We start from the raw sequence: 25,620 nt of genomic DNA on the forward strand, positions 1-25,620 counted from the left end.
ATGGAAATCGAACTGAACGGTGCGCCGCACCCGGTTGAAGAGAACCTGAACGTTCAGGACCTGATCGCCTCCCTCGACCTGGCGAACAAGTCGCTGGCGGTGGCGATCAACCGGGAAGTGGTGCCGCGAAGCAAATGGGCCGAGCGCGTGCTGCAGCCGAGCGATCGTGTTGACATCGTCAAGGCGATCGGCGGCGGTTAATTAATAAAGGAAGTCCCCTCCCCTTCAAGGGGAGGGTTAGGGTGGGGATGGGTTTCAGTTGCAAGGCCAAACCAACGATTTTGCAAAACCTGCAGCGAAGGAATTGCGCAAATCGCAAACCGATGCGGAGCGGAGATTGTGGCAACGTTTGCGAGGCAAGCAGCTTGGCGTGAAATTCCGCCGTCAACACCCTTTCGAGAATTTCGTTCTGGATTTTGTCTGTCTTGAGCGAGGACTGGTCGTAGAAATTGACGGCTCTCAGCATATGGAGAATGCTTCCTATGACGAGAAACGAACGTCGAGATTGGCTGCTGCAGGATTCACAGTGCTCCGCTTCTGGAACAACGAAGTACTCGATGAAACGGACGCTGTTGTACAAACGATCTGGGATGCTTTAACCCCATCCCCACCCCCACCCTCCCCTTGAAGGGGAGGGAGTGTACGGAGCTCTCATGAACACACAACAAAACACCCAAGACACCGGCCTGACCATTGCCGGCAAGACCTACAATTCCCGCCTGCTGGTCGGCAGCGGCAAGTACAAGGACCTCGAGCAGACTCGCCTGGCAACCGAAGCCAGCGGCGCCGACATCATCACCGTGGCGATCCGCCGCGTGAACATCGGCCAGGACCCGAACGCACCCAGCCTGCTGGACGTGGTGCCACCGACGAAGTACACCATCCTTCCCAACACCGCCGGCTGCTACAACGCCAAGGACGCGGTCTACACGCTGCAGCTCGCACGCGAACTGCTGAACGGCCACAAGCTGGTCAAGCTGGAAGTGCTGGGCGACGAGAAGACCCTGTTCCCCAATATGCCGGAAACCTTGAAGGCCGCCGAGACCCTGGTCAAGGATGGTTTCGACGTGATGGTCTACTGCAGCGACGACCCGATCCAGGCAAAGATGCTGGAAGAGATCGGCTGCTGCGCGGTCATGCCGCTGGCATCGCTGATCGGTTCCGGCATGGGCATCCTCAATCCGTGGAACCTGTCGCTCATCATCCAGCAGGCCAAGGTGCCGGTGCTGGTCGATGCTGGCGTGGGCACGGCATCGGATGCGGCGATTGCGATGGAACTCGGCTGTGACGGCGTGCTGATGAATACCGCCATCGCGGGGGCGAAGGACCCGATCCGGATGGCGCGCGCGATGAAGCTGGCCGTCGAGGCTGGCCGCGATGCCTATCTCGCCGGCCGCATTCCGAAGAAGTTCGCCGCTTCGCCATCCTCCCCGATGGAGGGACGCGCAACATGATGCGCCCCAGCGTCCTCGTCTTCGCCGGCTCGGATCCGAGCGGCGGGGCAGGATTGCAGGCGGACGTCCCGGTGATCGCCGCCCTCGGCGCGCATCCGCTGACGTCCGTCACTGCACTGACAGTGCAGGATAACGACCGGGTGTTCAAAGTGCATCCGGTGCCGGCGGCGCTGGTACAGCAGCAGGCGCAGGCGCTGGTCGACAAGATCGACATCGCTGCGGTCAAGATCGGTATCGTCGGCAATCGCGCCAATGCGGAAGCCATCGCCGACATGCTACGCGGGATGAAGGAACGCAACCCCGGCCTGCATGTCGTGCTAGACACGGTGCTCGCCAGCGGGCATGGCGACAAGCTCTCCGAGGACAACCCGGCGTTTGCCGTCATGACCCTGCTGCCGTTCGCCACGCTCGTGACGCCGAATCTGCCGGAAGCGGCGGCGCTATGCGGCGGCAACCAGAGCATGGACGCGCAGGTGGAAAACCTGCTCCAGTACTGCCCGAACGTGCTGATCAAGGGCGGACATGGCACCGGTCCCGATATCGTGAACCGACTGTTCACGCGTGAGAATAAATGCACCTGGACCTGGCCGCGCCTCCCCGGCGGATTCCATGGAACGGGTTGCACCCTGGCTTCCGCGATTGCCGCCTTGCTGGCCTGCGGCAAGACGCTGGTGGAAGCCGTCGAAGAGGCGCAAGCCTATTGTCATCAATCCCTGCAATCCGCCTATGCGATTGCAGGCGGGCAGCAGATCCCCAATCGCTGCACCACCATCGAGGAAAATCCATGAAAGGCCTGTATCTTGTTACCCCGGACTGGGACGATACGCAAAAGATGCTTGATGTCACGGAAGCCGGATTGCGCGGCGGCGCATCGATCGTGCAGTACAGGCACAAGACCGCATCGCCCGAACTGCGGCGCGAGCAGGCTGCGCAACTGCAGGCCTTGTGCCGTCGCTATGGCCGTCCGTTCATCATCAATGACTTCGTGGAACTGGCCCTGGCACTGGATGCGGACGGCATCCATGTCGGCGGTACCGATGCGGCGGTCGCCCAGGTGCGCGCGGCGGTCGGTCCTGCGAAAATCGTTGGGTCGTCCTGCTACGGCAGCTTGCAGCTCGCGCGCGACGCCCATGCGGCCGGCGCCAGTTATGTTGCGTTCGGCGGCTTCTATCCGTCGCGCGTGAAGAAGTACGAAGTGTCAACGCCGCCGGAAATCGTCGCGCAGGCAAAGAAGGAAATTCCGTTGCCCAATGTCGTGATCGGCGGGATGACGCAGGAGAATTCAGCGCCGCTCGTGCAACAGGGTACGGACATGGTCGCCGTGATCAGCAGCATTTACATGACGGATGACCCGGAAAGCGCCGCACGCGGTTTCGCCAGGCTGTTTGCTGCGTAACCGCCGCAATATCCCGAAAGGGGAATTCCGATGATGAATGGGCAATAGTTGTGCGTTCGGCAAGCGCCAACTTGCCCTCAATCCGGAGGCCTGCGCCGCTATAATCACGGGATGCAAAATCTCCTCCACAACCTCAACGCGGAACAGCTTGCCGCGGTCACCCTCCCCAACCAATCCGCACTGATTCTCGCCGGCGCAGGCTCAGGCAAAACGCGTGTGCTCACGACGCGGATCGCGTGGCTGATCCAGACCGGCCAGGTATCGCCGGCAGGGGTGCTGGCAGTGACGTTTACGAACAAGGCTGCGAAGGAGATGATGTCGCGCCTGTCCGCGATGCTGCCGATCAATACGCGCGGCATGTGGATCGGCACCTTCCACGGCTTGTGCAACCGCTTGCTGCGTGCGCATTACCGTGACGCAGGACTGCCGCAGACCTTCCAGATCCTCGATTCCGCCGACCAGCTTTCTGCCATCAAGCGCTTGCTGAAGTCACTGAATGTGGACGATGAAAAATACCCGCCGCGCAACCTGATGTACTTCATCAACAATGCGAAGGAACAGGGGCTGCGCGCGAAGGACGTCGAAGCGAACGACGATTACAACCGCCGCTTTGTCGAACTCTACGAAGTCTACGACCAGCAATGCCAGCGCGAAGGCGTGGTGGATTTTGCGGAACTCCTGCTGCGCACCTATGAACTCCTGACGCGCAACCAGCCCCTGCGCGAGCATTACCAGGCGCGCTTCAAGCACATCCTCGTCGACGAGTTCCAGGATACCAACAACCTGCAGTACGCCTGGCTCAAGCTGATGGCCGGCGAGCACAATGCGGTGTTCGCAGTGGGGGACGACGACCAGAGCATCTACGCCTTCCGCGGTGCGAACGTGGGCAACATGGTTGCTTTCGAGCGCGAGTTCCGCGTGCAGAACCTGATCAAGCTGGAGCAAAACTATCGCTCGCACGGGCACATCCTCGATGCGGCGAATATCCTGATCGCCAACAACAGCAAGCGGCTTGGCAAGAACCTGCGCACCGACGCCGGTCACGGCGAGCAGCTGCGCATCTATGAAGCCACCAGCGACATCCAGGAAGCGCAATGGGTGATCGAAGAGGCGAAGAGTCTGATCAACGAGGGCGCGGCGCGCAGCGAGATCGCCATCCTGTATCGCTCGAATGCGCAGTCGCGCGTGATCGAGCATGCGCTATTCACCGCCGGCATTCCCTACCGTGTGTACGGCGGCCAGCGCTTCTTCGAGCGCGCCGAGATCAAGCATGCGATTGCCTACCTGCAGTTGATGGACAATCCGCACAACGATTCCGCCTTCCTGCGTGTCGTGAATTTCCCCACGCGCGGCATTGGCGCCCGCTCGCTCGAACAATTGCAGGATGCGGCGCGCCAGTACGGCATCTCACTGTACGCGGCGGTGCCCTATGTGACCGGCAAGGCGGGCACCTCGCTCGGTTCCTTCGTGAAGCTGGTGGAGGGCATGCGCTTCGAGACGCAGAACCTGCCGCTGCAGGAAATGGTGCAGGTGATGCTCGACATGAGCACGCTGATCACGCACTACCAAACGGAGAAGGAAGGCGCCGACCGCATCGAGAACCTGGAGCAGCTGGTCAGCGCCGCCATGCTGTTCGTGTCGGAAGAGGGCTTCGGCATCGACCAGCCGGCCTTGCTTGGCCCGAAGACACAGGCTTCTGCCGGCATGCCTTTGCCAAACGGCGATGAAGTGCTGGATGCAGACGCGCCGCTGCCCACCGTAATGTCGCCGCTGTCGGCATTCCTCTCGCACGCCTCCCTGGAAGCGGGCGACAACCAGGCGCAGGCGGGGCAGGATGCCTTGCAGCTGATGACGGTGCATTCCGCCAAGGGACTGGAGTTCGACGCCGTGTTCATCACCGGCCTGGAGGAAGGACTGTTCCCGCACGAGAACAGCGCGCAGGAAGAGGGCGGGCTGGAAGAGGAGCGGCGCCTGATGTACGTCGCCATCACGCGCGCCAAGAAGCGGCTCTACATGAGCTTCTCGCAGACGCGCATGCTGCACGGCCAGACCCGCTACAACATGAAATCGCGTTTCCTCGACGAGCTGCCTGAAGAGGCGATCAAGTGGCTGTCCCCGAAAGTGCAGCCGCAATGGTTCGGCAACACGCGCAAGTCGGCCTGGGACGATGCACCGGAAGCCGGCGCCAACAAGATCGCGCAGACCTTCAGCCGCAAGGATTCCGGCTGGCGCATCGGCGAATCGGTGGCGCACCAGAAGTTCGGCGAAGGCGTGATCGTGAACATCGAGGGCAGCGGCACCAATACGCGCGCGCACATCAATTTCGGCCGCCACGGCATGAAGCTGCTGGACCTGAATATCGCGAAGCTGGAACGCGTGAACTGACCCCTACTGGGCAAAGTCGAAAAACTTCATCGGATCGACGCGCCATTTTTCGCGCGACTCGTGGCTCAGGATCTTGTCGCCGCCGCCCATGCCGAGCGGTTTTGACAGGTCCACGTCGACCGGTTTGATGTAAGTGTTGGACTTGGCGCTGAAGAAGGCCCTGACCTTCGGCGCCAGCAGGTTCGTCTCGTGCGGCTCGATCACCACGCCGAGCCGGCCAGACTCCAGCAGCACCAGCGTACCCACCGGATAGATGCCCACGCAGCGCATGAAACTCTGCACATGCTGCGGGTTGAAGTGGAACTTGCTCCACTCGAAAATCTTGCGCAGCGCTTCCGCCGCCGACATGCCCTTGTGGTAGCAGCGATCAGCGGTGATCGCGTCGTACACGTCGACGATGGCCGCCATTTGCGCGACCGTGCTGATCTTGTCGCCGGGCAGCTTGTCCGGATAGCCGCTGCCGTCCATCCTCTCGTGGTGGTGCAGGGTGATGTCGAGCGGGACCTCGCCCACACCCGGCGTCTTCAGCAGGATGTCATAGCCATCCTTCGGGTGCTTGCGGATGATCTCGAATTCTTCCTCGGTCAGCCGGCCGGGCTTGTTCAGCACCTCGTCCGGGACCAGTGCCTTGCCGGTATCGTGCAGCAGCCCGCCCAGTCCGGCCTGGCGTGTCAATTCGGGATCGACGCCGGCCGAGCGGCAAAAGGCCACCAGCAGGGTGCATACGCTGACCGAATGCAGGAAGGTGTAATCGTCCTTGTTCTTGATGCGCAGCAGTCCGGTCAGGGCGCCCGGGTTGCGCAGGATCGATTCGGTGATGTTCTGCACCACCGGTTCGACCTGGTCCAGCTCGATCGCCTTGCCCAGGCGCGCGTCGCTCATCACGCTGCGCACCAGCTGGTGCGCCTGGTTCTTGACCTGTTTCGCCCGGTTCATTTCTTCGGCCAGCGTGACGCGTGCCATGGTCGCTGGCTGGCGGGAGGCGATGGCGACGAGTTCCTTTTCGAGCGCTTTCTGTGCTTGCTCCGCAGTGGGCGCATCGGCAACATCCAGGCCCTTTTCGGTATCGATGTACAGCTCGTGGATACCGGCCTCGACGATTTTCCGGATTTCGTTATCGGAAGCGATCAGGAGGCGGTTGCGTGCGAACGGATGGTCTATCCAATGGCAACTGAAGTCGTGCACGAACATGCCGACCTTCAACTGGCGAACGCTGATTTTCTTGATCATCCACGCCTCCGGTTAGCGCCGCCTGCAGATAGCCGGGCGACGGCATCCAGCGAGTATAGGAGGTTTGTTGTCGGTGTGCAAAAGTGCGCCCTGCGGCGCACTTTCTATTGCTGCATGGATGACACCGCCTGGGATTCCGGACGCCCGAAGACGTGCGTATAGGTGGGGTAGAAGGAGCAGTACATGACGACCGTCAGCACAAGCGATACGGTCAGCAGCACCACCATGACCGCGAACGCCTTGCCGACGACCAGTGCCACGATGCTGCTGAGCACCGCGGGCAGGATCACGCCGATCAGGATCCACGACAGGCCATATACCAGGAACGCCATGCCGGAGCGCTTGACGGCAAAGAAGCTGTAGAAAATGGCCTTGCCGACGCCCATGTCCTGCCAGGCGATCAGGGGCGCGGCATACCAGAACGCCATCGCTGCAGGGGTATAGACGGCCGCCGAGAACATCATGGCAAGCGACAGGTTGGAGCCGCGGATGGTGTCCGTGTCCAGGTTCTTCTGGCCCGACATGATTTCCCAGAACGCGCCGCCATCCACAATCGCCGACGCGGCGACGGCGATGACCGCGGCAACCAGGTACAGGACGCCGAGCTGGAGCAGGCGCTTCACCGCAGGCGAGCGGAAGCCGGCCAGCAACAGGTTCGGATACACCTTCTTGCCTTGTTCGATCTGCAGGCAGGCCTGCATGAAGGCCATGGAGAACACCGGGATGAGCACCAGGGGCAAGACCTGTCCGAGGAGGGGCAGGAAGCCGATGGCCATCATCAGGAACATGTAGGCCAGGAACAGTGTGGAAATTTCGGCCGGTTGCTTGCGGAACAGCGAGAACCCTTCCTTGACCCAGTTCCAGCCGGCTATTGCGGGCAGTTTGTCCATCGTCAGAATAAATCCGGAACCGGTTTGTTGATGCGTTCGCGCAGGATGCGTTCGAAATGCGTCGGATCGTGCGGCGTCAGCATTTCCGCCTCGCGCGGCATGTAGAAGTCATACAGGCGCGACAGCCAGAAGCGCAATGCACCGGCCTGCAGCGTGGGGCGCCATGCCGCCTTTTCGGCGAGCGTGAAAGGCCGCACGCCATGGTAGGCGTCGAGCATCGCGCGCACGCGGGCCGCGTCGAGTTCGCCCGTCTGCAAATTGATGCACCAGTCGTTGACCGTCACCGCGACGTCAAAGATCCAGGTATCGCAACCGGCGAAGTAAAAATCGAAGAAGCCGGTCAGGCGCTCGCCGTCGAACATCACGTTGTTGCGGAACAGGTCGGCATGCACCGGACCTCGGGGCAACTGGTGATAGATGGCCGATGCGGCGAATGCTTCCTGGGTATGGATTTCCGCACGGAGCAGGTGCTGCGCTTCTTCCGGCAGGTAGGGCATGACGACCGGTGTCGTCTCGCGCCACCATTCCAGTCCGCGCAGGTTGGGCTGCTGGATCGGGAAATCCTGTCCGGCGAGGTGCATTTTTGCAAGCATGGCGCCGACGGCGGCGCAGTGCACCGGCTTCGGATCCAGTTGCGAAGTCCCTTCCAGCTTGGTCACGATGGCTGCCGGCTTGCCGTGCAGCGCATGCAGGATGTCGCCGTTGCGGTTGGCCATCGGCGCCGGCACCAGCACGCCGCGGTCGGCGAGGTGGCGCATCAGTTCCAGGTAGAACGGCAGTTGCTCGAATGTCAGCTTTTCGAAGATCGTCAGGACATACTCGCCCGTTTCGGTCGTCAGGAAGAAATTGCTGTTTTCAATGCCGGATGAAATGCCCTTGACCGCAAGCGGTTTGCCGAGGGAAAACTGCATGAGCCACTGGTTGAGGTCATCCAGGCTGACCGGGGTGAATACTGCCATGAGTCGAATTGATTAAATTGTCGAAAATCGGGACGCGTGCCGTCTCGTACGCGGATTATTTCTTTGCGGGAGGCGGCGCAGGGACGTCGGCGGCTTGCGCTTCTTCCTGCTCCTTCGTCTTCGGCCTGCCGAGGTCGAATTCCTTCACTTCCCACTGCGCAGGACGAATTGTATTACTCTGCAGATCGCCCGGCTGAGCGCTGCCGGCAGGTTCGTTCGGTTTTACCACATACGAGCTGCCGCCGGTGGTGACCTTGACTTCGGTGACCTTGCCGCCGGGTGCGCGCTTTTCCTGGATCCTGCTTTTCTGGTCCGGCTTGCGGATGGTGACTGCCGGGGCTTCGCCTTCTTCCAGTTTTTCCAGTTTCGGGGGCTGCTGGGCCGAGGCAGCCAGGGAGATTGCCTGGATGGCAATGCCTGCAATGATGAGGCGCCATGCCTTGTTTATGCACATGATAGGGTAGGGGGTTGTTGGAATGCCTTGGCCCGAAAGCAATCAAGCCTCAAGGCAATATTCTAGCAAACCACCCCTTTCCTTCCGTCAGAGATAAGCGCCGGGTTCCTTGCTGTCTTCGGACAGGAGTTCGTGGTGCGCTTCGTAGAAGGCAAAAATCGCCTCGACGACGTTGGCCGGCTCGTCGATCAACTGAATCAGGTTCATGTCCTGCGGAGCGATCATTCCGTCCGCGACCAGCCTGTCCTTGAACCAGTCAAGCAGCCCGCCCCAGAAAGTGGTGCCGACCAGGATGACCGGGATGCGGCGCGACTTGCCGGTCTGGATCAGCGTCAGCACTTCGGTGAATTCATCCAGCGTGCCGAAGCCGCCGGGCATCACGACGTATGCGTCCGCATACTTGACGAAGGCCACCTTGCGCGCGAAGAAGTGACGGAAGCTGATCGAGATGTCCTGCCATGAATTGCTTGTCTGTTCATGCGGCAGTTCGATGTTCAGGCCGACCGAGGAGGACGCGCCTTCGAAGGCACCCTTGTTGGCCGCCTCCATGATGCCCGGGCCGCCGCCGGAGATGACCGCGAGGCCGGCGTCGGACAGCCGGCGCGCGATGTCGATGGTCATCTGGTAGTACGGATCGTCCGGCCTGGTGCGTGCCGAGCCGAAGATCGATACCGCCGGACGCAACTCGGCAAGGCGTTCGGTCGACTCGATAAACTCTGCCATAATCGTGAGCATATGCCACGACTCGCGCGCCTTCTTCGCGGTCGCGCGATTGAGGTCCGCGATCTGCCGCAGACGGGGCACGTTTTTTCCCTTTGACACCATATGAATAAAACCCTGTTGTTAGTTGACGGTTCCAGCTACCTGTACCGCGCCTTCCATGCAATGCCTGACCTGCGCAATGCCGAAGGTGCGCCGACAGGAGCGATCTACGGCATGATCAACATGCTGCGTAAACTCCGTAACGATTACTCTGCAGCATACATCGCATGCGTGTTCGACGCAAAAGGAAAAACCTTCCGCGACGACCTGTATCCGGAGTACAAAGCGCAGCGTCCGTCGATGCCCGAAGACCTCGCGCGGCAGATCGAACCGATCCATGAAGCGGTGCGTGCAATGGGCTGGCCGATTCTGATGGTGGAGGGCATCGAAGCCGACGACGTCATCGGCACGCTGGCAACGCAAGCGGTCGAGCACGGGATGGAAGCCGTCATCTCGACGGGCGACAAGGACATGGCGCAGTTGGTGAATGAACATGTCACCCTGATCAATACGATGACCAACGAGAAGCTCGACATTGCCGGCGTGACTGCCAAGTTCGGCGTGCCGCCGGAGCGCATCGTCGATTACCTCACGCTCATCGGCGACACGGTGGACAACGTTCCCGGCGTGGACAAGGTTGGTCCGAAGACCGCGGTCAAATGGCTCACCCAGTATGGAACGCTCGACAACATCATTGCCCAGGCTGCAAGTGTAGGCGGTGCCGTCGGCGAGAACCTGCGCCGCGCACTCGACTGGCTGCCGACAGGACGCAAGCTCATCACCATCAAGAACGATTGCGACCTCGCCAGGCACATGGTGTCCATCCCCGAATCGCTCGTCGCGAAGCCGATGGACAAGGACGCGATGATCGACTTCTTCAAGCGCTACGGCTTCAAGACCTGGCTGCGCGAACTGGCCGGCGACGACGCCGTACCGGCGCGTCCGGCTGCGGCGCAGGAAAGCGCGGAGCCGCAGGGCAGCCTGTTCGATGCGCCCGCCGCGCCGGAGAAGACGGAATACGAAACAGTGTTGACCGAAGCGCAGCTCGACCGCTGGATCGAGACGATCAATGCCGCCGCGCTGACCTCTGTCGATACCGAAACGACGTCGCTCGAGCCGATGCGCGCGCAGCTCGTCGGTATCTCGTTATGCTGCAATCCCGGCGTCGCCGCCTACATTCCGGTCGCCCATCACTATCAGGACGCGCCGGCGCAGCTCTCGCGCGAACGCGTGCTGGAAAAGCTCAAGCCCTGGCTGGAAGATGCCGGCAAGCGCAAGGTCGGGCAGAACCTCAAGTACGACAGCCATATTTTTGCAAACCACGGCGTTCGCCTGCGCGGCATCGAACACGATACGCTGCTCGAGTCCTATGTCTTCGAGTCGCACAAGAGCCACGACATGGACAGCATGGCCATGCGCCACCTGAACCGCAAGACGATCACGTTCGAGGAAGTGTGCGGCAAGGGCGCCTCGCAGATCTGCTTCGACGAGGTCGCCATCGATCGTGCGACCGAGTACGCGGCCGAGGACGCGGACATCACGCTGCAACTGCACAATGCCATGTGGCCGCGCGTCAATCAGGATGAAGGGCTGAAGTACATCTACGAAAAGATCGAGGTGCCGACTTCCGTCGTGTTGCAGAAGATCGAGCGTAACGGAGTGTTGATCGACAAGGAATTGCTGTCGACCCAGTCGCATGAACTCGGCCTGCGCATCCTCGAGATGGAAAAGCAGGCATACGAGCTTGCCGGCCAGCCTTTCAACCTCAACTCACCGAAGCAGATCGGCGAGATTTTCTTCGACAAGCTGCAGCTGCCGGTCGTGAAGAAAACGCCATCGGGTTCGCCATCGACCGACGAAGAGGTGCTGCAGAAGCTTGCGGAAAACTATCCGCTGCCGAAAGTCCTGCTCGACTACCGCGGCCTCTCGAAGCTGAAGTCGACTTATACCGACAAGCTTCCGAAAATGGTCAACCCGGATACCGGCCGGGTGCACACCAATTACGCACAGGCCGTCGCCGTCACCGGGCGTCTCGCCTCTAATGATCCCAACCTGCAGAACATCCCGGTGCGCACTGCCGAAGGCAGGCGTATCCGCGAGGCGTTCATTGCGCCGCCCGGTAGCGTCATCGTCTCGGCGGACTATTCGCAGATCGAGCTGCGCATCATGGCGCACATCTCGGGCGACGAGAACCTGCTGCGCGCCTTCGCGGAAGGCGAGGACATCCATCGCGCCACGGCTGCCGAAATTTTCGGCGCGGCGCCTGCTGACGTGACGAGCGAGCAGCGCCGCTACGCGAAGGTGATCAACTTCGGCCTGATCTACGGCATGAGCGCCTTCGGCCTCGCGAGCAACCTCGGCATCGAGCGTTCGGCCGCGCAGATGTACATCGACAAGTATTTCCAGCGTTACCCGTCGGTCGCACAGTACATGGCCGATACGCGCACCCAGGCCAAGGCCCACGGCTATGTGCAGACCGTGTTCGGCCGCCGGCTCTGGCTTGCGGAAATCAATTCTCCGAATGGACCGCGCCGCCAGGCAGCGGAGCGCGCGGCGATCAATGCGCCGATGCAGGGAACGGCAGCCGACCTCATCAAGCTGTCCATGATCGCCGTGCAGGACTGGCTGGAAGCGGAGCGGCTGGAGTCGAAGATGGTGATGCAGGTGCACGACGAATTGGTGCTCGAAGTGCGCGAATCGGAATTGTCGACTATTCAACAGAAGCTTCCCGAGCTGATGAGCCGTGTCGGCAAGCTCAAGGTTCCGCTGATTGCCGAAGTGGGTGTCGGCAGGAACTGGGATGAGGCGCATTGACGCCGCAAGGCCTCCGGGGCGGGTGAGTTGCACTGCGGGAGTTTGCCGAAAAAGCCAGTCTGTGCTTTAATTTGCAACTTTGTTGCATTTTAGCCGAGGCCCCAAAATCGACTCCCCGCTGTTTTCCATCCTGCTTGCCACGACGCTCGCCGGTGTCCTGAGCATTACCGCAGCGGCGGTGTTCTCGTTTTCGCTCCTGTCGAAAATGGTCGAACGCATGGTCAGCCTGTCGGTCGGCATTCTGCTCTCGACGTCGCTGCTGCATGCGCTGCCCGAGGCATTCGAGTCGGACGCCGATGCGCATGCACTGTTCGCGACGCTGCTCGCCGGCCTGCTCGGATTCTTCCTGCTGGAGAAAATGGCGATCCTGCGCCATTCGCATCATTACGAAGGCGACGGCCACGGGCATGAGCATGGACATGATGCGCACGAGGCCGGCAAGGCCGGGTGGATGATCCTGGTGGGGGACGGGCTGCACAACTTCACCGACGGCATCCTGATTGCCGCGGCTTTCCTTGCCGATCCGGGGCTTGGACTGATTACCGCGCTGGCGATCGTCGCGCACGAGATCCCCCAGGAGATCGGCGACTTCATCGTACTGCTCAATGCGGGATTCAGCAGGACGCGCGCGTACGTTTACAACCTGCTATGCAGTTTGATGGCGGTGCTCGGCGGGGTAGTCGGTTATCTCGCCCTCGACCGCGCGACTGACCTGATTCCCTTCGTGCTGGTCTTTGCCTCTTCGGGCTTCATCTACATCGCTGTCAGCGACCTGATGCCGCAAATGCAGCGCCGCGCAACCCTGCGCGAAACCATTCCACAAGTCGTGCTGATTGCCGTCGGCGTGCTGATCGTGCTGTTCCTGACCGGCCAGACGCACGGCCATTGATCAGTTACCTGTCGCCACCGGCCTGGCCGGATCCGAGCACCATTCGCTCCAGGAGCCCGGATAGAGGACGGCGCCCCTGAGTCCGGCGATTTCCATGGCCAGCAGATTGTGGCAGGCCGTTACGCCGGAGCCGCATTGCATGATGGTTTTCTCGGGCGCGATCGACAGCATGCCGAAATCGTCGCGCAACTGGCCGGCCGCCTTGAAGCGTCCGTCGGACTGCAGGTTGTCCTTGAAGAAGCGGTTCTTCGCGCCGGGAATGTGGCCGCCGACCGGATCCAGTGTTTCGTTTTCGCCGCGGAAGCGGTCAGGCGCGCGCGCGTCGATGAGGGTGTAGACCGGGTTGTTCAAGTTGGCCAGCACGTCGTCGGCACTCACTGTCGATACAAGCGGATAGTGCGGTTCCGCATTGCCGCGCGGGCGTGACACCGGCGTGGTTGCCAGCGGCAGCCCCAGCGCCTGCCATGCCTGCATTCCACCGTCGAGGACGGCCACCGCTTCATGTCCCGTCCAGCGCAGCATCCACCACAGGCGCGCCGCGAACATCCCGCCGTGCGCATCGTATGCGACGACCTGGGAGCCATGGTTGACACCCCAGCGGCGAAGCGTTTCGACGAAGGCATTGCGTTCGGGAAGGGGGTGGCGTCCGCGGAATTCGCCGTGCGGTCCCGGGCTCTTGTCGGACAGGTCGTCGTCGATACCGGCAAACTGTGCGCCGGGAATATGGCCGCTTTCGTAGGCCGTCCTGCTGGCATCGGGCGCGGTCAGGTCATGGCGGCAGTCGAGCACAACCCAGTCAGCGTCATGGACATGGCGTGCAAGGTCTTCGGCAGATATCAACGTGGTGTAATACATGGTCCCCTGGTTTCCTAGACTTCGGTCGCTATCGGATCGTTCGCGTCCGCAACCGACCTGCTTGTGGACGGTGCCGCAGTTTTGCGTGCATTGTAATAGGTGGCGGCGAGGCCGCTGGCCAGGATGACCGAAATTCCAATCCATCCCGTCCACGTCAGCACATCGCCCCATATCAGGATACCCCAGATGCTCGAGAATACAATCCCGGTGTACTGCAGGTTGGCCGTGACGAGAGTCTTGCCGAGTCGGTAAGCGCGCGTCATTGCCATTTGCGCCACGGTCGCCGTGACGCCGATCGACAGCAGCAGCGCGATGCCCTGCATGCTGTGCGCAGTCAGTTCGATGCCCTTGCCTCCGGGGATGAAAGCACCGGCCAGCCCGGCAAGGAGGCCGGTCACGGAAAAATAGAAGACCACGCGGTATTCCGGTTCTCCCATCTGTCCCAGTTTTTTCACCTGCAGGTAGGCGAGCGCCGACAATATGCCCGACGCGAGGCCGACAAGTCCGGCGAACCACTGGTCGGCCTGGAAGGATGGTTGCAGCAGCATGGTGACGCCGATGAAGCTGAACAGGATGGCAGCCGCCAGGCCCCACTCGAACCTGTTCTGTCCTCGCCACCATCCTGCAGTGAAGAGAATGGCCGCAATCCAGATCGGCGACATGTAGTTGAGCGTCATGCCGGTGGCGATCGGCAGTTTTCCGATCGAATAGAACCACATCCAGAGCGCAGTTACGCCGACGGCGCCGCGCCAGACATGGTGCCAGGGCAGCGCGGTGCGGAAGGTGCCGCCGCGGACGATGATCAGCCCTCCGAGGAAGACGGTGCCGACCAGTCCCCGATACATCACGATTTCGGAAATGGAATAGGTTTGCGACGCGATCTTCACGCACACGCCCATGATGGAAAAAACGAAGCTTGCAAACAACATCCAGAGCGATTGCATGGGGGCGTGCCGACAGGTGAACTGCGTGAGGAGGATCGAGGAAGCCCTCGATAATACGCCGAATTCGCCGAGCAGGCAGGAAGGCGGGCGATGCGGCGCATCGCCCGGGAGTCGATTACACGGAGATCCGTGCGCGGTACCACTCGTGGAAGTGCTGCATGCCGTCTTCCATCGGCGACTGGTATGGACCGACCTCGTTCTGGCCGCGGTCGAGCAGGATGCGGCGGCCGGCATCCATGCGGATACCGATCTCGTCATCCTCGATGCAGGTCTCCATGTAGGCTGCGCGTTCCGCCTCGACGAATTCGCGCTCGAACAGCACGATTTCCTCGGGGTAGTAGAACTCGACAACGTTGGTGGTCTTCTGCGTACCGTTCGGCCACACCGTGGACACGACCAGCACATGCGGATACCACTCGACCATGATGTTCGGGTAGAGCGTGAGCCAGATCGCACCGTACGGCGGCACCACGCCGTTGCGGAACTTCATGACCTGTTCCTGCCACTTGCGGTACTTCGGCGAGCCGAACTTCGAAAGGCCGCTGTTGATGCCCACGGTCTGCACGCTGTAGTTGGCGCCGAACTCCCAGCGCAGGTCGTCGCAGGTGACGAAATTGCCCAGGCCGGGATGGAAGGGTTCGACGTGGTAATCCTCGAGGTAGACCTCGATGAAGGTCTTCCAGTTGTAGTCGCAGTCGTGCACCTCGACGTGGTCCAGCATGTAGCCGGAGAAGTCGAGGTCCTTCGTGACGCCCAGCTTGGCCATCACCGCTGCGATATCGACGCCGTTCTGCTCGAACAGCAAGCCGTTCCAGTTCTGCAGCGGCGTCTTCGACAGGTTGGAGCAGGGCGTCTCGCCGAAGTGCGGCGCACCGATCAGCTCGCCCTTGAGATCGTAGGTCCAGCGATGGAGCGGGCACACGATATTGTTCGCATTGCCCCGGCCGTCGAGCATCTTGGCCTGGCGGTGGCGGCACACGTTGGAGAGCAGTTCGATGCCCTGCGGTCCGCGCACCAGCATGCGGCCCTCGTTTTCCCATGGCAGCGTGGCATAGTCGCCCGCGTTGGGCACCATGAGCTCATGGCCGACGTAACGAGGCCCTTGATGAAAAAGTTGTTTGATTTCCTGCTGTAACAGCGCGTCGTCGAAGTAGACGTTGACCGGAAGTTGCGCGTTGGACTGCGCGAGCTTGGCGACAGAAGCCAAATCGGACATCCCCACCCCCAAATTAATTTGCACCAACCTAAGAGAGAAAGAATCCGCAAAAACCAGTATTCAAATAAGATGAAACGGAAATTTTGGACAGAACCGTGAATTATACCTCAGGGGCCTCGCAAATCCCTGCCGCACGTGTTCCATTTGGCAAAAAAGATGGACCGAAAGTAAGAGTCGGTTATTAAAAATGCAATAATTCGCAACGAATTCTTCTGAAAAATTCTCCCGATCGTGAAAGCTGGCGTGCCATGTTCGCGCAGGCCTGGCGTCGTTCTCGACAGAATCAGGATTGATCTTGCGCAGAAACGGCGCATTTTCGCACCGGATGGGCAATTCTCCGTTTCTGCGCCTCAACTGCATGAGGTGGTTTGTTCTAAAATATCGGGCTACACTTAACTTTTGTCCACCATGTCAAAGAAATCATCGCCGGCGGGCGAGCCCGCATCCTTCGAGGATGCGATGGCCGAACTGGAGCAGCTTGTCGCCCAGATGGAGGCCGGTGAATTGCCGCTGGAAGCGTCGGTGGCCGCCTACAAGCGCGGCTCCGAACTGGTCAAATATTGTGCAGGGCAGCTCGACAAGGTCGACAGCCAGGTGAAAGTACTCGAAGGCGACATGCTCAAGCCGTTCACCACCGATTCCGCACCCGAGGCGGACGAATAATGACAGTTGCCCTGGGTTTTCAGGACTGGATGAAGGACGTCCAGTCCACGATGGAAGACGCGCTGGCTTCGTTCCTGCCGCCGTCGTCGCACATTCCTTCGCGCCTGCACGAGGCGATGCGCTACGCTGCCCTCGATGGCGGCAAGCGCGTGCGGCCCCTGCTGGTGTTTGCCGCCGGCGAGGTGTTCGACGCCGATCGGGCTGTGCTGGCGCGCGCGGGTGCGGCGGTGGAAATGATCCACGCGTACTCGCTCGTGCACGACGACATGCCCTGCATGGACGATGATGCGCTCCGCCGTGGCAAGCCGACGGTGCACGTGAAGTATGACGAAGCGACCGCGCTGCTGGTCGGCGATGCGCTGCAATCGCAAGCGTTCATCGTGCTGTCCGAAGGCGAGACCGCCGATGCCGCGCGCAGGCTGGACATGCTGCGCCTGCTGGCGCGCGCATCCGGCTCGACGGGCATGTGCGGCGGCCAGGCGATCGACTTGGACAGCGTCGGCGTGTCGCTGTCGCTGGGCGAACTGGAGAACATGCACCGCCTGAAAACGGGCGCGCTGTTGCGCGCATCCGTGCTGCTGGGGGCGCTGGCCGGAAAGCGGCTCACGGCGGATGAGGCCGAAGCACTGGATGCGTATTCAGCGGCGATCGGGTTGGCCTTCCAGGTAGTGGATGATGTCCTCGATGCGACGGCCGATTCGGCCACCCTCGGCAAAACCGCGGGCAAGGATGCGGCGGACAACAAGCCCACTTACGTATCGATTCTCGGCCTGGAGGAATCCCGGGCGCTGGCGGAAAAACTGCGGAACGACGCGCATCGCGCGCTCGCGCCGTTCGGAGATAATGCACGACGCCTCCGCGAACTCGCGGACCTGATCGTGCAACGGAAAGCATAGTATGGATTTGTTGAAGAGCATCAACGGACCCGCGGACCTGCGCAAGCTGCCGCGCATGCAGCTCAAGCCGCTGGCGGACGAATTACGCGCCTTCGTGCTCGACTCGGTGTCCAAGACGGGCGGCCACCTGTCATCGAACCTCGGTACGGTGGAACTGACCATTGCGCTGCATTACGTGTTCAACACGCCGGAAGACCGCATCGTGTGGGACGTGGGGCACCAGACCTATCCGCACAAGATCCTCACCGGCCGCCGCGACCAAATGAATACGCTGCGCCAGCTGAACGGCATCTCCGGTTTCCCGAAGCGCGACGAGAGCGAATACGACACCTTCGGCACCGCGCATTCCTCCACCTCGATTTCCGCTGCGCTGGGCATGGCGCTGGCTGCCCGCTCCAAGGGCGAGAACCGTCACTCGATCGCCGTGATCGGCGATGGCGCAATGACCGCCGGCATGGCCTTCGAGGCGCTCAACAATGCCGGTGTATTCAACGACATCAACCTGCTGGTGATCCTGAACGACAACGACATGTCGATCTCTCCGCCCGTAGGAGCGCTCAACCGCTACCTCGCGCGCCTGATGTCGGGCAAGTTCTACGCCGCGGCGAGGAATGTCGGCAAGCAGGTCCTGCCGGGCCCGATGCTGGAACTGGCCAAGCGCTTCGAGGAACACGCCAAGGGCATGGTGATGCCCGCGACGATGTTTGAAGAATTCGGTTTCAACTATATCGGCCCGATCGACGGTCACGACCTCGAGTCGCTGGTCCCGACCCTGCAGAACCTCAAGAACCTGAAGGGCCCGCAGTTCCTACACGTCGTGACGAAGAAGGGCCAGGGTTACAAGCTGGCCGAAGCCGATCCGGTGCTGTACCACGGTCCCGGCAAGTTCAATCCCGCCGAAGGCATCAAGCCCGCAACCGCGACCAAGATGACCTACACCCAGGTGTTCGGCGACTGGCTGTGCGACATGGCTGAGCAGGACGAGAAACTGGTCGGCATCACGCCCGCCATGCGCGAAGGCTCCGGCATGGTGCAGTTCGAACAGCGTTTCCCGAATCGCTACTACGACGTCGGCATCGCCGAGCAGCATGCGGTGACCTTTGCCGCCGGCCTTGCCTGCGAAGGGCTCAAGCCGGTGGTGGCGATCTACTCGACCTTCCTGCAACGCGGCTACGACCAGCTGATCCACGACGTGGCGCTGCAGAACCTGGATGTGACTTTCGCGCTCGACCGCGCCGGCCTTGTCGGCGCCGATGGCGCGACGCACGCGGGCAATTACGACATCGCGTTCCTGCGCTGCATCCCCAACATGGTGGTCATGGCGGCATCCGATGAAAACGAGTGCCGCCATATGCTGTCGACCGCCTACCAGTTCAAGGGGCCGGCTGCGGTGCGCTATCCGCGCGGCGCGGGTATCGGCGCAGCGATCGAAAAAGACCTGAAGACCATCCCGCTCGGCAAGGGCGAGATCCGCCGGGAAGGGACGGGCATTGCGATTCTCGCCTTCGGCACCATGCTCGCGCCGAGCCTGGTTGCGGCGGAGTCGCTCAATGCCACGGTGGCCAACATGCGCTTCATCAAGCCGCTCGACGTCGAGCTGATCAAGCAGCTCGCGCAGACGCACGATGCGCTCGTGACGGTCGAGGAAGGATGCATCATGGGTGGCGCCGGTTCCGCCGTGTCGGAGGCGCTGGCCGAAGCAGGCATCGTGAAACCGGTGCTGCACCTCGGCCTGCCCGACCGGTTCATTGATCACGGCGACGCGGCACAGTTGCTCGCGAGTTGCGGACTTGACGGGAACGGCATCGCTGCTTCGATCCGGAAGCGCTTCGACAAGGGCGAGCCGAGACTGGTCGTCAACAACCTCTGATGAAAAAAGCGACGCACCTGCGTCGCTTTTTCGTGTGCGCTTTCGTCATTCGACGTCGCGCTTCCTGTCTTTCTCCCACAACACATCGCTGCCGCCGGCAAACCGGTTCAGCACGCGCGACAGCACGAACAGCAGGTCGGACAGCCGGTTCAGGTACTGCCTCGGATTGGCATTGAGCGTTTCGCTGTTGCCCAGGGTAACCACCGCGCGCTCGGCACGGCGGCAGATGGTCCGGCATACATGTGCAAGCGCTGCGCCGCGCGAACCGGCCGGCAGGATGAAATCCTTGAGCGGCGGCAGGTCGGCATTGTATTTTTCCAGCAGAGCATCCAGCCGCGCGACATGCACATCCGTGATCAGCGTATAGCCGGGGATGCACAGCTCGCCGCCGAGGTCGAACAGGTCGTGCTGGATCGAGAAGAGTTCGTCGCGCAAGGCCGGCGGCAGTTCTTCGCACAGCAATAGTCCGATGTGGGAATTAAGTTCGTCCACGTCGCCCATCGCATGCACGCGCAGGCTGTCCTTGGTGACGCGAGTGCCGTCGCCGAGTCCGGTCGTTCCGTTGTCTCCGGTACGTGTCGCGATTTTCGAAAGTCTGTTGCCCATGGCATTTCCAAGCAAAGGGGAAAACGCGAGGATACGGCAAAAACACTGCTTTCGCTGTCATCCGGGCGCCAATAGGCGTGTTTTTGGCATCGGAGTAGAATCAAATGACAACCAGATGCCCCGCGATAACGGAGACAACATGAACCACCCCGCACAACTGGCGGCGCTCAAAAAGCCCCTGCCTGCCGAATTGCTGACCGCGCTTCAGTCCATGTTCGAAGACCGCGTTTCCACTGCGCAGGCCATGCGCGAGCACCACGGTCGGGACGAGTCTTCCTATGATCCGATGCTGCCGGATGCCGTTGTCTTTGCGCAGACGACCGAGGAAGTGGCAGAGGTGGTCAAGCTGTGCAGCGCGCATGAAATCCCGATCATTCCCTACGGCACCGGCACCTCGCTGGAAGGCCACATCCTTGCTCTGCGCGGCGGCGTGACGATCGACCTGTCGCAGATGAACAAGGTGCTGGCCGTGCATGCGGAAGACCAGACTGCGACGGTGCAGGCCGGCGTGACACGCAAGCAACTCAACCAGGAAATCCGCGATACCGGACTGTTCTTTCCGATCGATCCCGGCGCCGATGCGTCGCTTGGCGGCATGGCCGCGACGCGAGCCTCCGGCACCAATGCCGTGCGCTACGGCACCATGCGGGAAAACGTGCTGGCGCTGACCGTCGTGACGTCGGACGGACGCATCATCAAGACCGGAACGCGTGCGAAAAAGTCCTCCGCCGGCTACGACCTGACACGTATCTTTGTCGGCAGCGAAGGCACGCTCGGCATCATCACCGAGGTCACGGTCAGGCTCTATCCCCAGCCCGAGGCGGTGTCGGCGGCCGTGTGCTCGTTCCCCAGCACCGCGGATGCGGTCAATGCGGTGATCCAGACCATCCAGATGGGTGTGCCGGTTGCGCGGGTGGAATTCCTCGATGAAAACTGCGTCCGTTCGATCAACGCCTACGACAAGATGAGCCTGCCGGAAAAGCCGCTACTGCTGTTCGAATTCCACGGCAGCGAGAACGGCGTCCAGGAACAGGCGCAGGTGGTGCAGGAGATTGCCGCCGAGCACAATGCGGTCGGCTTCGAATGGGCGACGCGGCCGGAAGACCGGACCAGGCTGTGGGCGGCCCGGCACAATGCCTATTTTGCGATGCTGCAGATGCGCCCCGGCGCACGCGCGATCACGACCGACAGTTGCGTGCCGATCTCGCGCCTGGCCGAATGCATTCTCGACACGCAGGCCGATTGTGAAAAGAATGACATGATCTACGGCATTGTCGGGCACGTCGGCGACGGCAATTTCCATGTGCTCATGATGGTCGATCCGCAAAACGAGGCGGATGTGGCGAAGGCGGAGAGCATCAATTCGCGCATCGTGGCGCGGGCGATTTCCATGGACGGCACCTGCACCGGTGAGCATGGCGTGGGGATGCACAAGATGGATTTCCTCGTGCAGGAGCACGGGGAGGGGGCAATCGAGACGATGCGGGTGTTGAAGCACGCATTTGACCCCAAAAACATAATGAACCCCGGTAAAATCCTCCACTGGTAGTGATTCAGCCCGCAAACCTACTGCGCAGCGCAATCTCGAACCTGCGATGCTCGCCGTACCCCAGTACGGCTGCGCTTCTCGATTCGACCTTGCGCCGCTCGCTACGGTTTTCGGGCCGAATCGTCGGCTCTCCGTTCTAGGATCGATTCTCTATGGCCACCCGCCTCCCGCCGGTTCACGCTCTGTCCGCATTTGAAGCGGCCGCCCGTCACGGTTCCTTTGCTGTCGCTGCCGACGAATTGTGCATCACGCCTTCGGCGTTGTCGCACCGGATCCGGTTGCTGGAGGATTTTGTCGGGGAGCGGCTGTTCCTGCGGGATGGGCGTACCGTCACCCTGTCGGAGTTCGGGCGGCGTTACCTGGATGTGGTGAAGGCAGCCTTGCGGACGCTGACGGATTTCCCGCTGCCGCATCGCAGCGCCCCGGCGCAGCCGCGGGTGAAGGTGACCGTGCCGCCGACATTTGCGCGCTGCCTGCTGGTGCCGCGCCTGGCGGACTTCACGGCGCAGTATCCGGATACCGTGATCGAGTTGTTCCTCTCGGTGCCGCTCTATGACCTCAGCCTGTCGGAGAGCGACGTCGAGGTACGCTTCGGCGCAGGCAAGTATCCCGACCTCGTCACGGAGAAACTGTACGAGGAGCCCACCTTTGCTGTCGCCACCCCGAAGTACCTGGAAAAGATCGGCGGACTGAAGTCGCCGGCCGACCTGCAGAAGGCGACATTGCTGCGCTCGGCCCTGGAGCCGTGGCAGCCGTGGTTCGAGGTGGCGGGGCTGGATTGGCCGGAGCCGTCGACGGGACTGCGTGTCGATGATCTCGGACTCCTGCTTGAGGCCGTACGGTATGGACACGGCGTCGGCTTGAGCCGCAAGCATTTCGTGCAGGACATGATCGCTTCCGGCGAGATCGTGCACCTCTTCCCCAACGTGCAACTGAAGTCGCCGCCTCACGGCTACTACGTGGTCTACGAAAAGGCCGCGCGCGACCGGCCCGAGGTCAATGCCTTCGTGGAATGGCTGATGGGGACCATCGGCAAGTTGTAGGGCCTTGCCGGCCGCTTGAAAACTATTCACGTCGCGCCCGGCCTGTTCGTCATTGCACCTTGGCGCCTGCGCGATTCCTCATCTCTCCAGCCGTGAAAAGAATTCACGCCTGCTTTCTCACCCGGAGGCGCGCTTTTCGCTACACTCTTCGTGCTAGCTGAACGAGCCTGGAACCGCCTATGAACGCCCCCTCCGAAAACCAATTCACCCTCGAGCGCCAGCGCGAAGTGGTCGCCGCCTTGCGCCGGGTCCTGCCCGAGGGTTGTGTTTTGTTTAACGAAGAAGACACGCGCCCCTATGAATGCGACGGGCTGGCTGCGTATCGCCAGCTGCCGATGGTCGTGGTGCTGCCGCAGACCGAAGAGCAGGTGATCGGCATCCTGAAGACCTGCCGCGAGTTGAACGTGCCCATCGTGCCGCGCGGCGCGGGAACGGGCCTGTCCGGCGGCGCCATGCCGATCGCCGACGGCGTCGTGCTGTCCACCGCGCGCTTCAACCGCATCCTGAAGATGGACCCCTATTCGCGCACCGCGGTGGTCCAGCCCGGCGTGCGCAATCTTGCGATTTCGGATGCGGCGGGCAAGCATGGCCTGTACTACGCACCCGACCCGTCGTCCCAGATTGCCTGCACGATCGGCGGCAACGTAGCGGAAAACTCCGGCGGCGTGCATTGCCTGAAATACGGACTCACCGTGCACAACGTGTTGCGCGTACGCATGGTGACCATCGACGGCGACGTGGTCGAACTCGGCAGCGAGGCGCTGGATGCGCCCGGCCTCGACCTGCTCGCGGTATTCATCGGTTCGGAAGGCATGCTGGGCGTCGTCACCGAAGTCACGGTCAAGCTGGTGCCGAAGCCGCAACTCGCACGCGTGATCATGGCCTCCTTCGACGACGTGGTGAAGGGCGGCGACGCGGTCGCGGAAGTGATTGCCGCCGGCATCATCCCGGCCGGCCTCGAGATGATGGACAAGACGTCGTCGCGCATGGTCGAGCCCTTCGTGAAGGCCGGCTACGACATCAATGCCGAAGCCATCCTGCTGTGCGAATCCGACGGCATTCCCGAAGAGGTTGAGGAAGAAATCGGCCGCATGAGCGAGGTGCTGAAATCCTCCGGCGCCACTGCCATCGCGGTGTCGCAGGACGAGGCCGAGCGCCTGCGATTCTGGTCCGGCCGCAAGAATGCCTTCCCGGCGGCGGGGCGCATTTCTCCCGATTACTACTGCATGGACGGCACCATTCCGCGCAAGCACCTCGCGCATGTGCTGACCAGCATCACCGAGATGGAAACGAAGCACGGCCTGCGCTGCGCCAACGTATTCCATGCCGGCGACGGCAACCTCCATCCGCTGATCCTGTTCGATGCCAACAAGCCGGGCGAATTCGAGCGGGCGGAAGCCTTCGGCGCCGACATCCTGGAACTGTGCGTGAAGGTCGGCGGCACCATCACCGGCGAACACGGCGTGGGCATCGAGAAGATCAATTCCATGTGCGTGCAGTTCGCGCCGCAGGAACTGGAAGCCTTCCGCGCGGTGAAGCGCGCCTTCGACACGGCCTTCCTGCTCAATCCGGACAAGGCCATCCCCACACTCAACCGCTGCGCAGAGAACGGCAAGATGCGCGTGACGGGCGGACAGATGAAGTTCGCACACCTGCCGCGCTTTTAAGGGTTTGGAATGGAACAGGTACTGGAACAATTCCGCGACAGAATCACCGCGGCGACCGTCGACAAGACCCCGCTGCGGCTCCGCGGCGGCGGCACCAAGGACTGGTACGGCCAGTCGCTTCAGGGAGAGGTCCTCGATACCCGCGCCCATACGGGCATCGTCGCCTACGAACCGACCGAACTCGTCATCGTCGCCCGCTGCGGCACGCCGTTGTCCGAGATCGAAGCGGCGCTGGACGAGCGCAACCAGATGCTCGCCTTCGAGCCGCCGCACTTCGGTCCGGCGTCGACCATCGGCGGCGTTGTTGCCGGGGGGCTCTCGGGACCGCGGCGACAAGCAGTGGGCGCGGTGCGCGATTTCGTGCTTGGCGCGACTTTGCTCGATGGCAAGGGGGACGTGCTCCGCTTCGGCGGGCAAGTGATGAAGAACGTGGCCGGCTACGACGTCTCGCGTCTGCTGACCGGCTCGCTTGGCACGCTCGGCCTGATTGTGGACGTGTCGCTCAAGGTCCTGCCGAAACCCTTCATGGAAACCACGCTGCGTTTCGAACTCGGCCAGAAGGAAGCGATCGAGCGCCTCAACAACTGGGGCGGGCAGCCACTGCCGATTTCCGCCAGCGCTTGGCATGGCGGCACACTCATCGTGCGGCTGTCCGGCGCTGTCGCAGCCGTGAAGGCGGCGATGCAGAAAATGGGCGGCGAGGAAGAACCGCAGGCCGAAGCTTTCTGGAAAGAGCTGCGCAACCACGGAAATGAATTCTTTGCCGCGCCGACGGCGCCTGCCTCGCTCTGGCGCCTGTCTGTGCCGCCGGTGACACCGCCGCTGGCGCTGGAAGGCGAGCAACTGGTGGAGTGGGGCGGCGCACAGCGCTGGCTGCGTACCGAAGTTGACGCCGGGACGATCCGCGCTGTCGTGGAAAAGGCCGGCGGTCACGCTACCCTGTTCCGCGGTAGCGACAAGAGCGCCGGCGTGTTCCATCCGCTCGCGCCGGCCGTCGCCGCCATCCACCGCAATCTCAAGAACGCATTCGATCCGTCCGGCATCTTCAATCCGGGACGGATGTACACCGATCTCTAAG

The 25,620-nt window shown here is 61.8% G+C and carries 24 protein-coding genes; 15 read left to right on the plus strand and 9 right to left on the minus strand.

Annotation, left to right across the window (positions count from 1 at the left end; genetic code table 11):
• The 6 genes from thiS (at position 1) to AC3WOY_RS17310 (ending at position 5,235) form a co-directional block, all read left to right on the plus strand.
• Entirely contained in the window at positions 1–201 is a 201-nt protein-coding gene (gene thiS / locus AC3WOY_RS17285) for a sulfur carrier protein ThiS (protein WP_492425930.1), read from the plus strand.
• A gap of 58 nt (positions 202–259) precedes the next feature.
• The gene (locus AC3WOY_RS17290) at positions 260–628 is read left to right on the plus strand and encodes an endonuclease domain-containing protein (RefSeq protein WP_492425932.1); all 369 of its coding nucleotides are present in this window, start codon (positions 260–262) and stop codon (positions 626–628) included.
• A 25-nt stretch (positions 629–653) separates the two neighbouring features.
• Positions 654–1,454: a thiazole synthase gene (locus AC3WOY_RS17295; protein ID WP_492425934.1), complete on the plus strand. Its 801-nt coding sequence runs from the start codon at positions 654–656 to the stop codon at positions 1,452–1,454.
• On the plus strand, positions 1,451–2,242 hold the full coding sequence (gene thiD / locus AC3WOY_RS17300) for a bifunctional hydroxymethylpyrimidine kinase/phosphomethylpyrimidine kinase (RefSeq protein WP_492425936.1): 792 nt from the start codon (positions 1,451–1,453) through the stop codon (positions 2,240–2,242). The genes AC3WOY_RS17295 and thiD overlap by 4 nt, the downstream gene beginning before the upstream one ends.
• Positions 2,239–2,850, plus strand: a complete 612-nt coding sequence (gene thiE / locus AC3WOY_RS17305; RefSeq protein ID WP_492425938.1) for a thiamine phosphate synthase — start codon at positions 2,239–2,241, stop codon at positions 2,848–2,850. The genes thiD and thiE overlap by 4 nt, the downstream gene beginning before the upstream one ends.
• Positions 2,851–2,961: 111 nt before the next feature.
• Positions 2,962–5,235 (plus strand): UvrD-helicase domain-containing protein, encoded by a 2,274-nt coding sequence (locus AC3WOY_RS17310; protein WP_492425940.1) that lies wholly within the window; start codon positions 2,962–2,964, stop codon positions 5,233–5,235.
• A gap of 3 nt (positions 5,236–5,238) precedes the next feature.
• Here AC3WOY_RS17310 and AC3WOY_RS17315 read toward each other — a convergent pair whose 3' ends face one another.
• The 5 genes from AC3WOY_RS17315 to AC3WOY_RS17335 all read right to left on the minus strand — a co-directional run bounded on the left by AC3WOY_RS17315 (position 5,239) and on the right by AC3WOY_RS17335 (position 9,593).
• Positions 5,239–6,465, minus strand: coding sequence for an HD-GYP domain-containing protein (locus AC3WOY_RS17315; RefSeq protein ID WP_492425942.1), 1,227 nt, complete (start codon positions 6,463–6,465; stop codon positions 5,239–5,241).
• Positions 6,466–6,569: 104 nt separating this feature from the next.
• Complete coding sequence (locus AC3WOY_RS17320) at positions 6,570–7,355, minus strand: BPSS1780 family membrane protein (protein ID WP_492425944.1); 786 nt, start codon at positions 7,353–7,355, stop codon at positions 6,570–6,572.
• 2 nt (positions 7,356–7,357) lie between these two features.
• Complete coding sequence (locus AC3WOY_RS17325) at positions 7,358–8,314, minus strand: homoserine kinase (protein WP_492425946.1); 957 nt, start codon at positions 8,312–8,314, stop codon at positions 7,358–7,360.
• A 55-nt stretch (positions 8,315–8,369) separates the two neighbouring features.
• Positions 8,370–8,768 (minus strand): DUF2782 domain-containing protein, encoded by a 399-nt coding sequence (locus tag AC3WOY_RS17330; RefSeq protein WP_492425948.1) that lies wholly within the window; start codon positions 8,766–8,768, stop codon positions 8,370–8,372.
• Positions 8,769–8,855: 87 nt separating this feature from the next.
• Positions 8,856–9,593, minus strand: a complete 738-nt coding sequence (locus AC3WOY_RS17335; protein ID WP_492425950.1) for an LOG family protein — start codon at positions 9,591–9,593, stop codon at positions 8,856–8,858.
• Between AC3WOY_RS17335 and polA the strand changes: the two genes are divergently transcribed.
• Positions 9,594–12,344: a DNA polymerase I gene (gene polA / locus AC3WOY_RS17340; RefSeq protein ID WP_492425952.1), complete on the plus strand. Its 2,751-nt coding sequence runs from the start codon at positions 9,594–9,596 to the stop codon at positions 12,342–12,344.
• A 205-nt stretch (positions 12,345–12,549) separates the two neighbouring features.
• Complete coding sequence (locus AC3WOY_RS17345; RefSeq protein ID WP_492429341.1) at positions 12,550–13,233, plus strand: ZIP family metal transporter; 684 nt, start codon at positions 12,550–12,552, stop codon at positions 13,231–13,233.
• On the opposite strand, the gene AC3WOY_RS17350 is transcribed toward AC3WOY_RS17345, so the two are convergent.
• The 3 genes from AC3WOY_RS17350 to AC3WOY_RS17360 form a co-directional block, all read right to left on the minus strand.
• A complete protein-coding gene (locus AC3WOY_RS17350) occupies positions 13,234–14,088 on the minus strand; it encodes a sulfurtransferase (RefSeq protein WP_492425954.1) in 855 nt (284 codons plus the stop codon).
• 14 nt (positions 14,089–14,102) lie between these two features.
• Complete coding sequence (locus AC3WOY_RS17355) at positions 14,103–15,032, minus strand: DMT family transporter (RefSeq protein ID WP_492425956.1); 930 nt, start codon at positions 15,030–15,032, stop codon at positions 14,103–14,105.
• Positions 15,033–15,147: 115 nt separating this feature from the next.
• On the minus strand, positions 15,148–16,248 hold the full coding sequence (locus AC3WOY_RS17360; protein WP_492425958.1) for an aromatic ring-hydroxylating oxygenase subunit alpha: 1,101 nt from the start codon (positions 16,246–16,248) through the stop codon (positions 15,148–15,150).
• 408 nt (positions 16,249–16,656) lie between these two features.
• Here AC3WOY_RS17360 and AC3WOY_RS17365 point away from each other — a divergent pair, with 408 nt between their 5' ends.
• From AC3WOY_RS17365 to dxs, 3 genes are read left to right on the plus strand one after another with little or no spacing between them, the layout of a single operon-like run.
• Positions 16,657–16,911, plus strand: a complete 255-nt coding sequence (locus AC3WOY_RS17365) for an exodeoxyribonuclease VII small subunit (RefSeq protein ID WP_492425960.1) — start codon at positions 16,657–16,659, stop codon at positions 16,909–16,911.
• Positions 16,911–17,807: a polyprenyl synthetase family protein gene (locus tag AC3WOY_RS17370; protein WP_492425962.1), complete on the plus strand. Its 897-nt coding sequence runs from the start codon at positions 16,911–16,913 to the stop codon at positions 17,805–17,807. The genes AC3WOY_RS17365 and AC3WOY_RS17370 overlap by 1 nt, the downstream gene beginning before the upstream one ends.
• A gap of 1 nt (position 17,808) precedes the next feature.
• Positions 17,809–19,677 carry a 1-deoxy-D-xylulose-5-phosphate synthase gene (dxs, locus tag AC3WOY_RS17375; RefSeq protein ID WP_492425964.1) on the plus strand — a complete coding sequence of 623 codons (1,869 nt, stop codon included), beginning with the start codon at positions 17,809–17,811 and terminating at the stop codon, positions 19,675–19,677.
• Positions 19,678–19,722: 45 nt separating this feature from the next.
• On the opposite strand, the gene AC3WOY_RS17380 is transcribed toward dxs, so the two are convergent.
• Complete coding sequence (locus AC3WOY_RS17380; protein WP_492425966.1) at positions 19,723–20,283, minus strand: cob(I)yrinic acid a,c-diamide adenosyltransferase; 561 nt, start codon at positions 20,281–20,283, stop codon at positions 19,723–19,725.
• Between the two features lie 139 nt (positions 20,284–20,422).
• Here AC3WOY_RS17380 and AC3WOY_RS17385 point away from each other — a divergent pair, with 139 nt between their 5' ends.
• The 4 genes from AC3WOY_RS17385 (at position 20,423) to glcE (ending at position 25,619) form a co-directional block, all read left to right on the plus strand.
• Positions 20,423–21,832 carry an FAD-binding oxidoreductase gene (locus tag AC3WOY_RS17385; protein WP_492425968.1) on the plus strand — a complete coding sequence of 470 codons (1,410 nt, stop codon included), beginning with the start codon at positions 20,423–20,425 and terminating at the stop codon, positions 21,830–21,832.
• Between the two features lie 152 nt (positions 21,833–21,984).
• Positions 21,985–22,875: a LysR substrate-binding domain-containing protein gene (locus AC3WOY_RS17390; RefSeq protein ID WP_492425970.1), complete on the plus strand. Its 891-nt coding sequence runs from the start codon at positions 21,985–21,987 to the stop codon at positions 22,873–22,875.
• Positions 22,876–23,054: 179 nt separating this feature from the next.
• On the plus strand, positions 23,055–24,542 hold the full coding sequence (locus AC3WOY_RS17395; protein WP_492425972.1) for an FAD-linked oxidase C-terminal domain-containing protein: 1,488 nt from the start codon (positions 23,055–23,057) through the stop codon (positions 24,540–24,542).
• Between the two features lie 9 nt (positions 24,543–24,551).
• A complete protein-coding gene (gene glcE / locus AC3WOY_RS17400) occupies positions 24,552–25,619 on the plus strand; it encodes a glycolate oxidase subunit GlcE (protein ID WP_492425974.1) in 1,068 nt (355 codons plus the stop codon).
• Position 25,620 lies beyond the last annotated feature (1 nt).

The organism is Noviherbaspirillum sp. FW303-A3, from assembly GCF_058788695.1.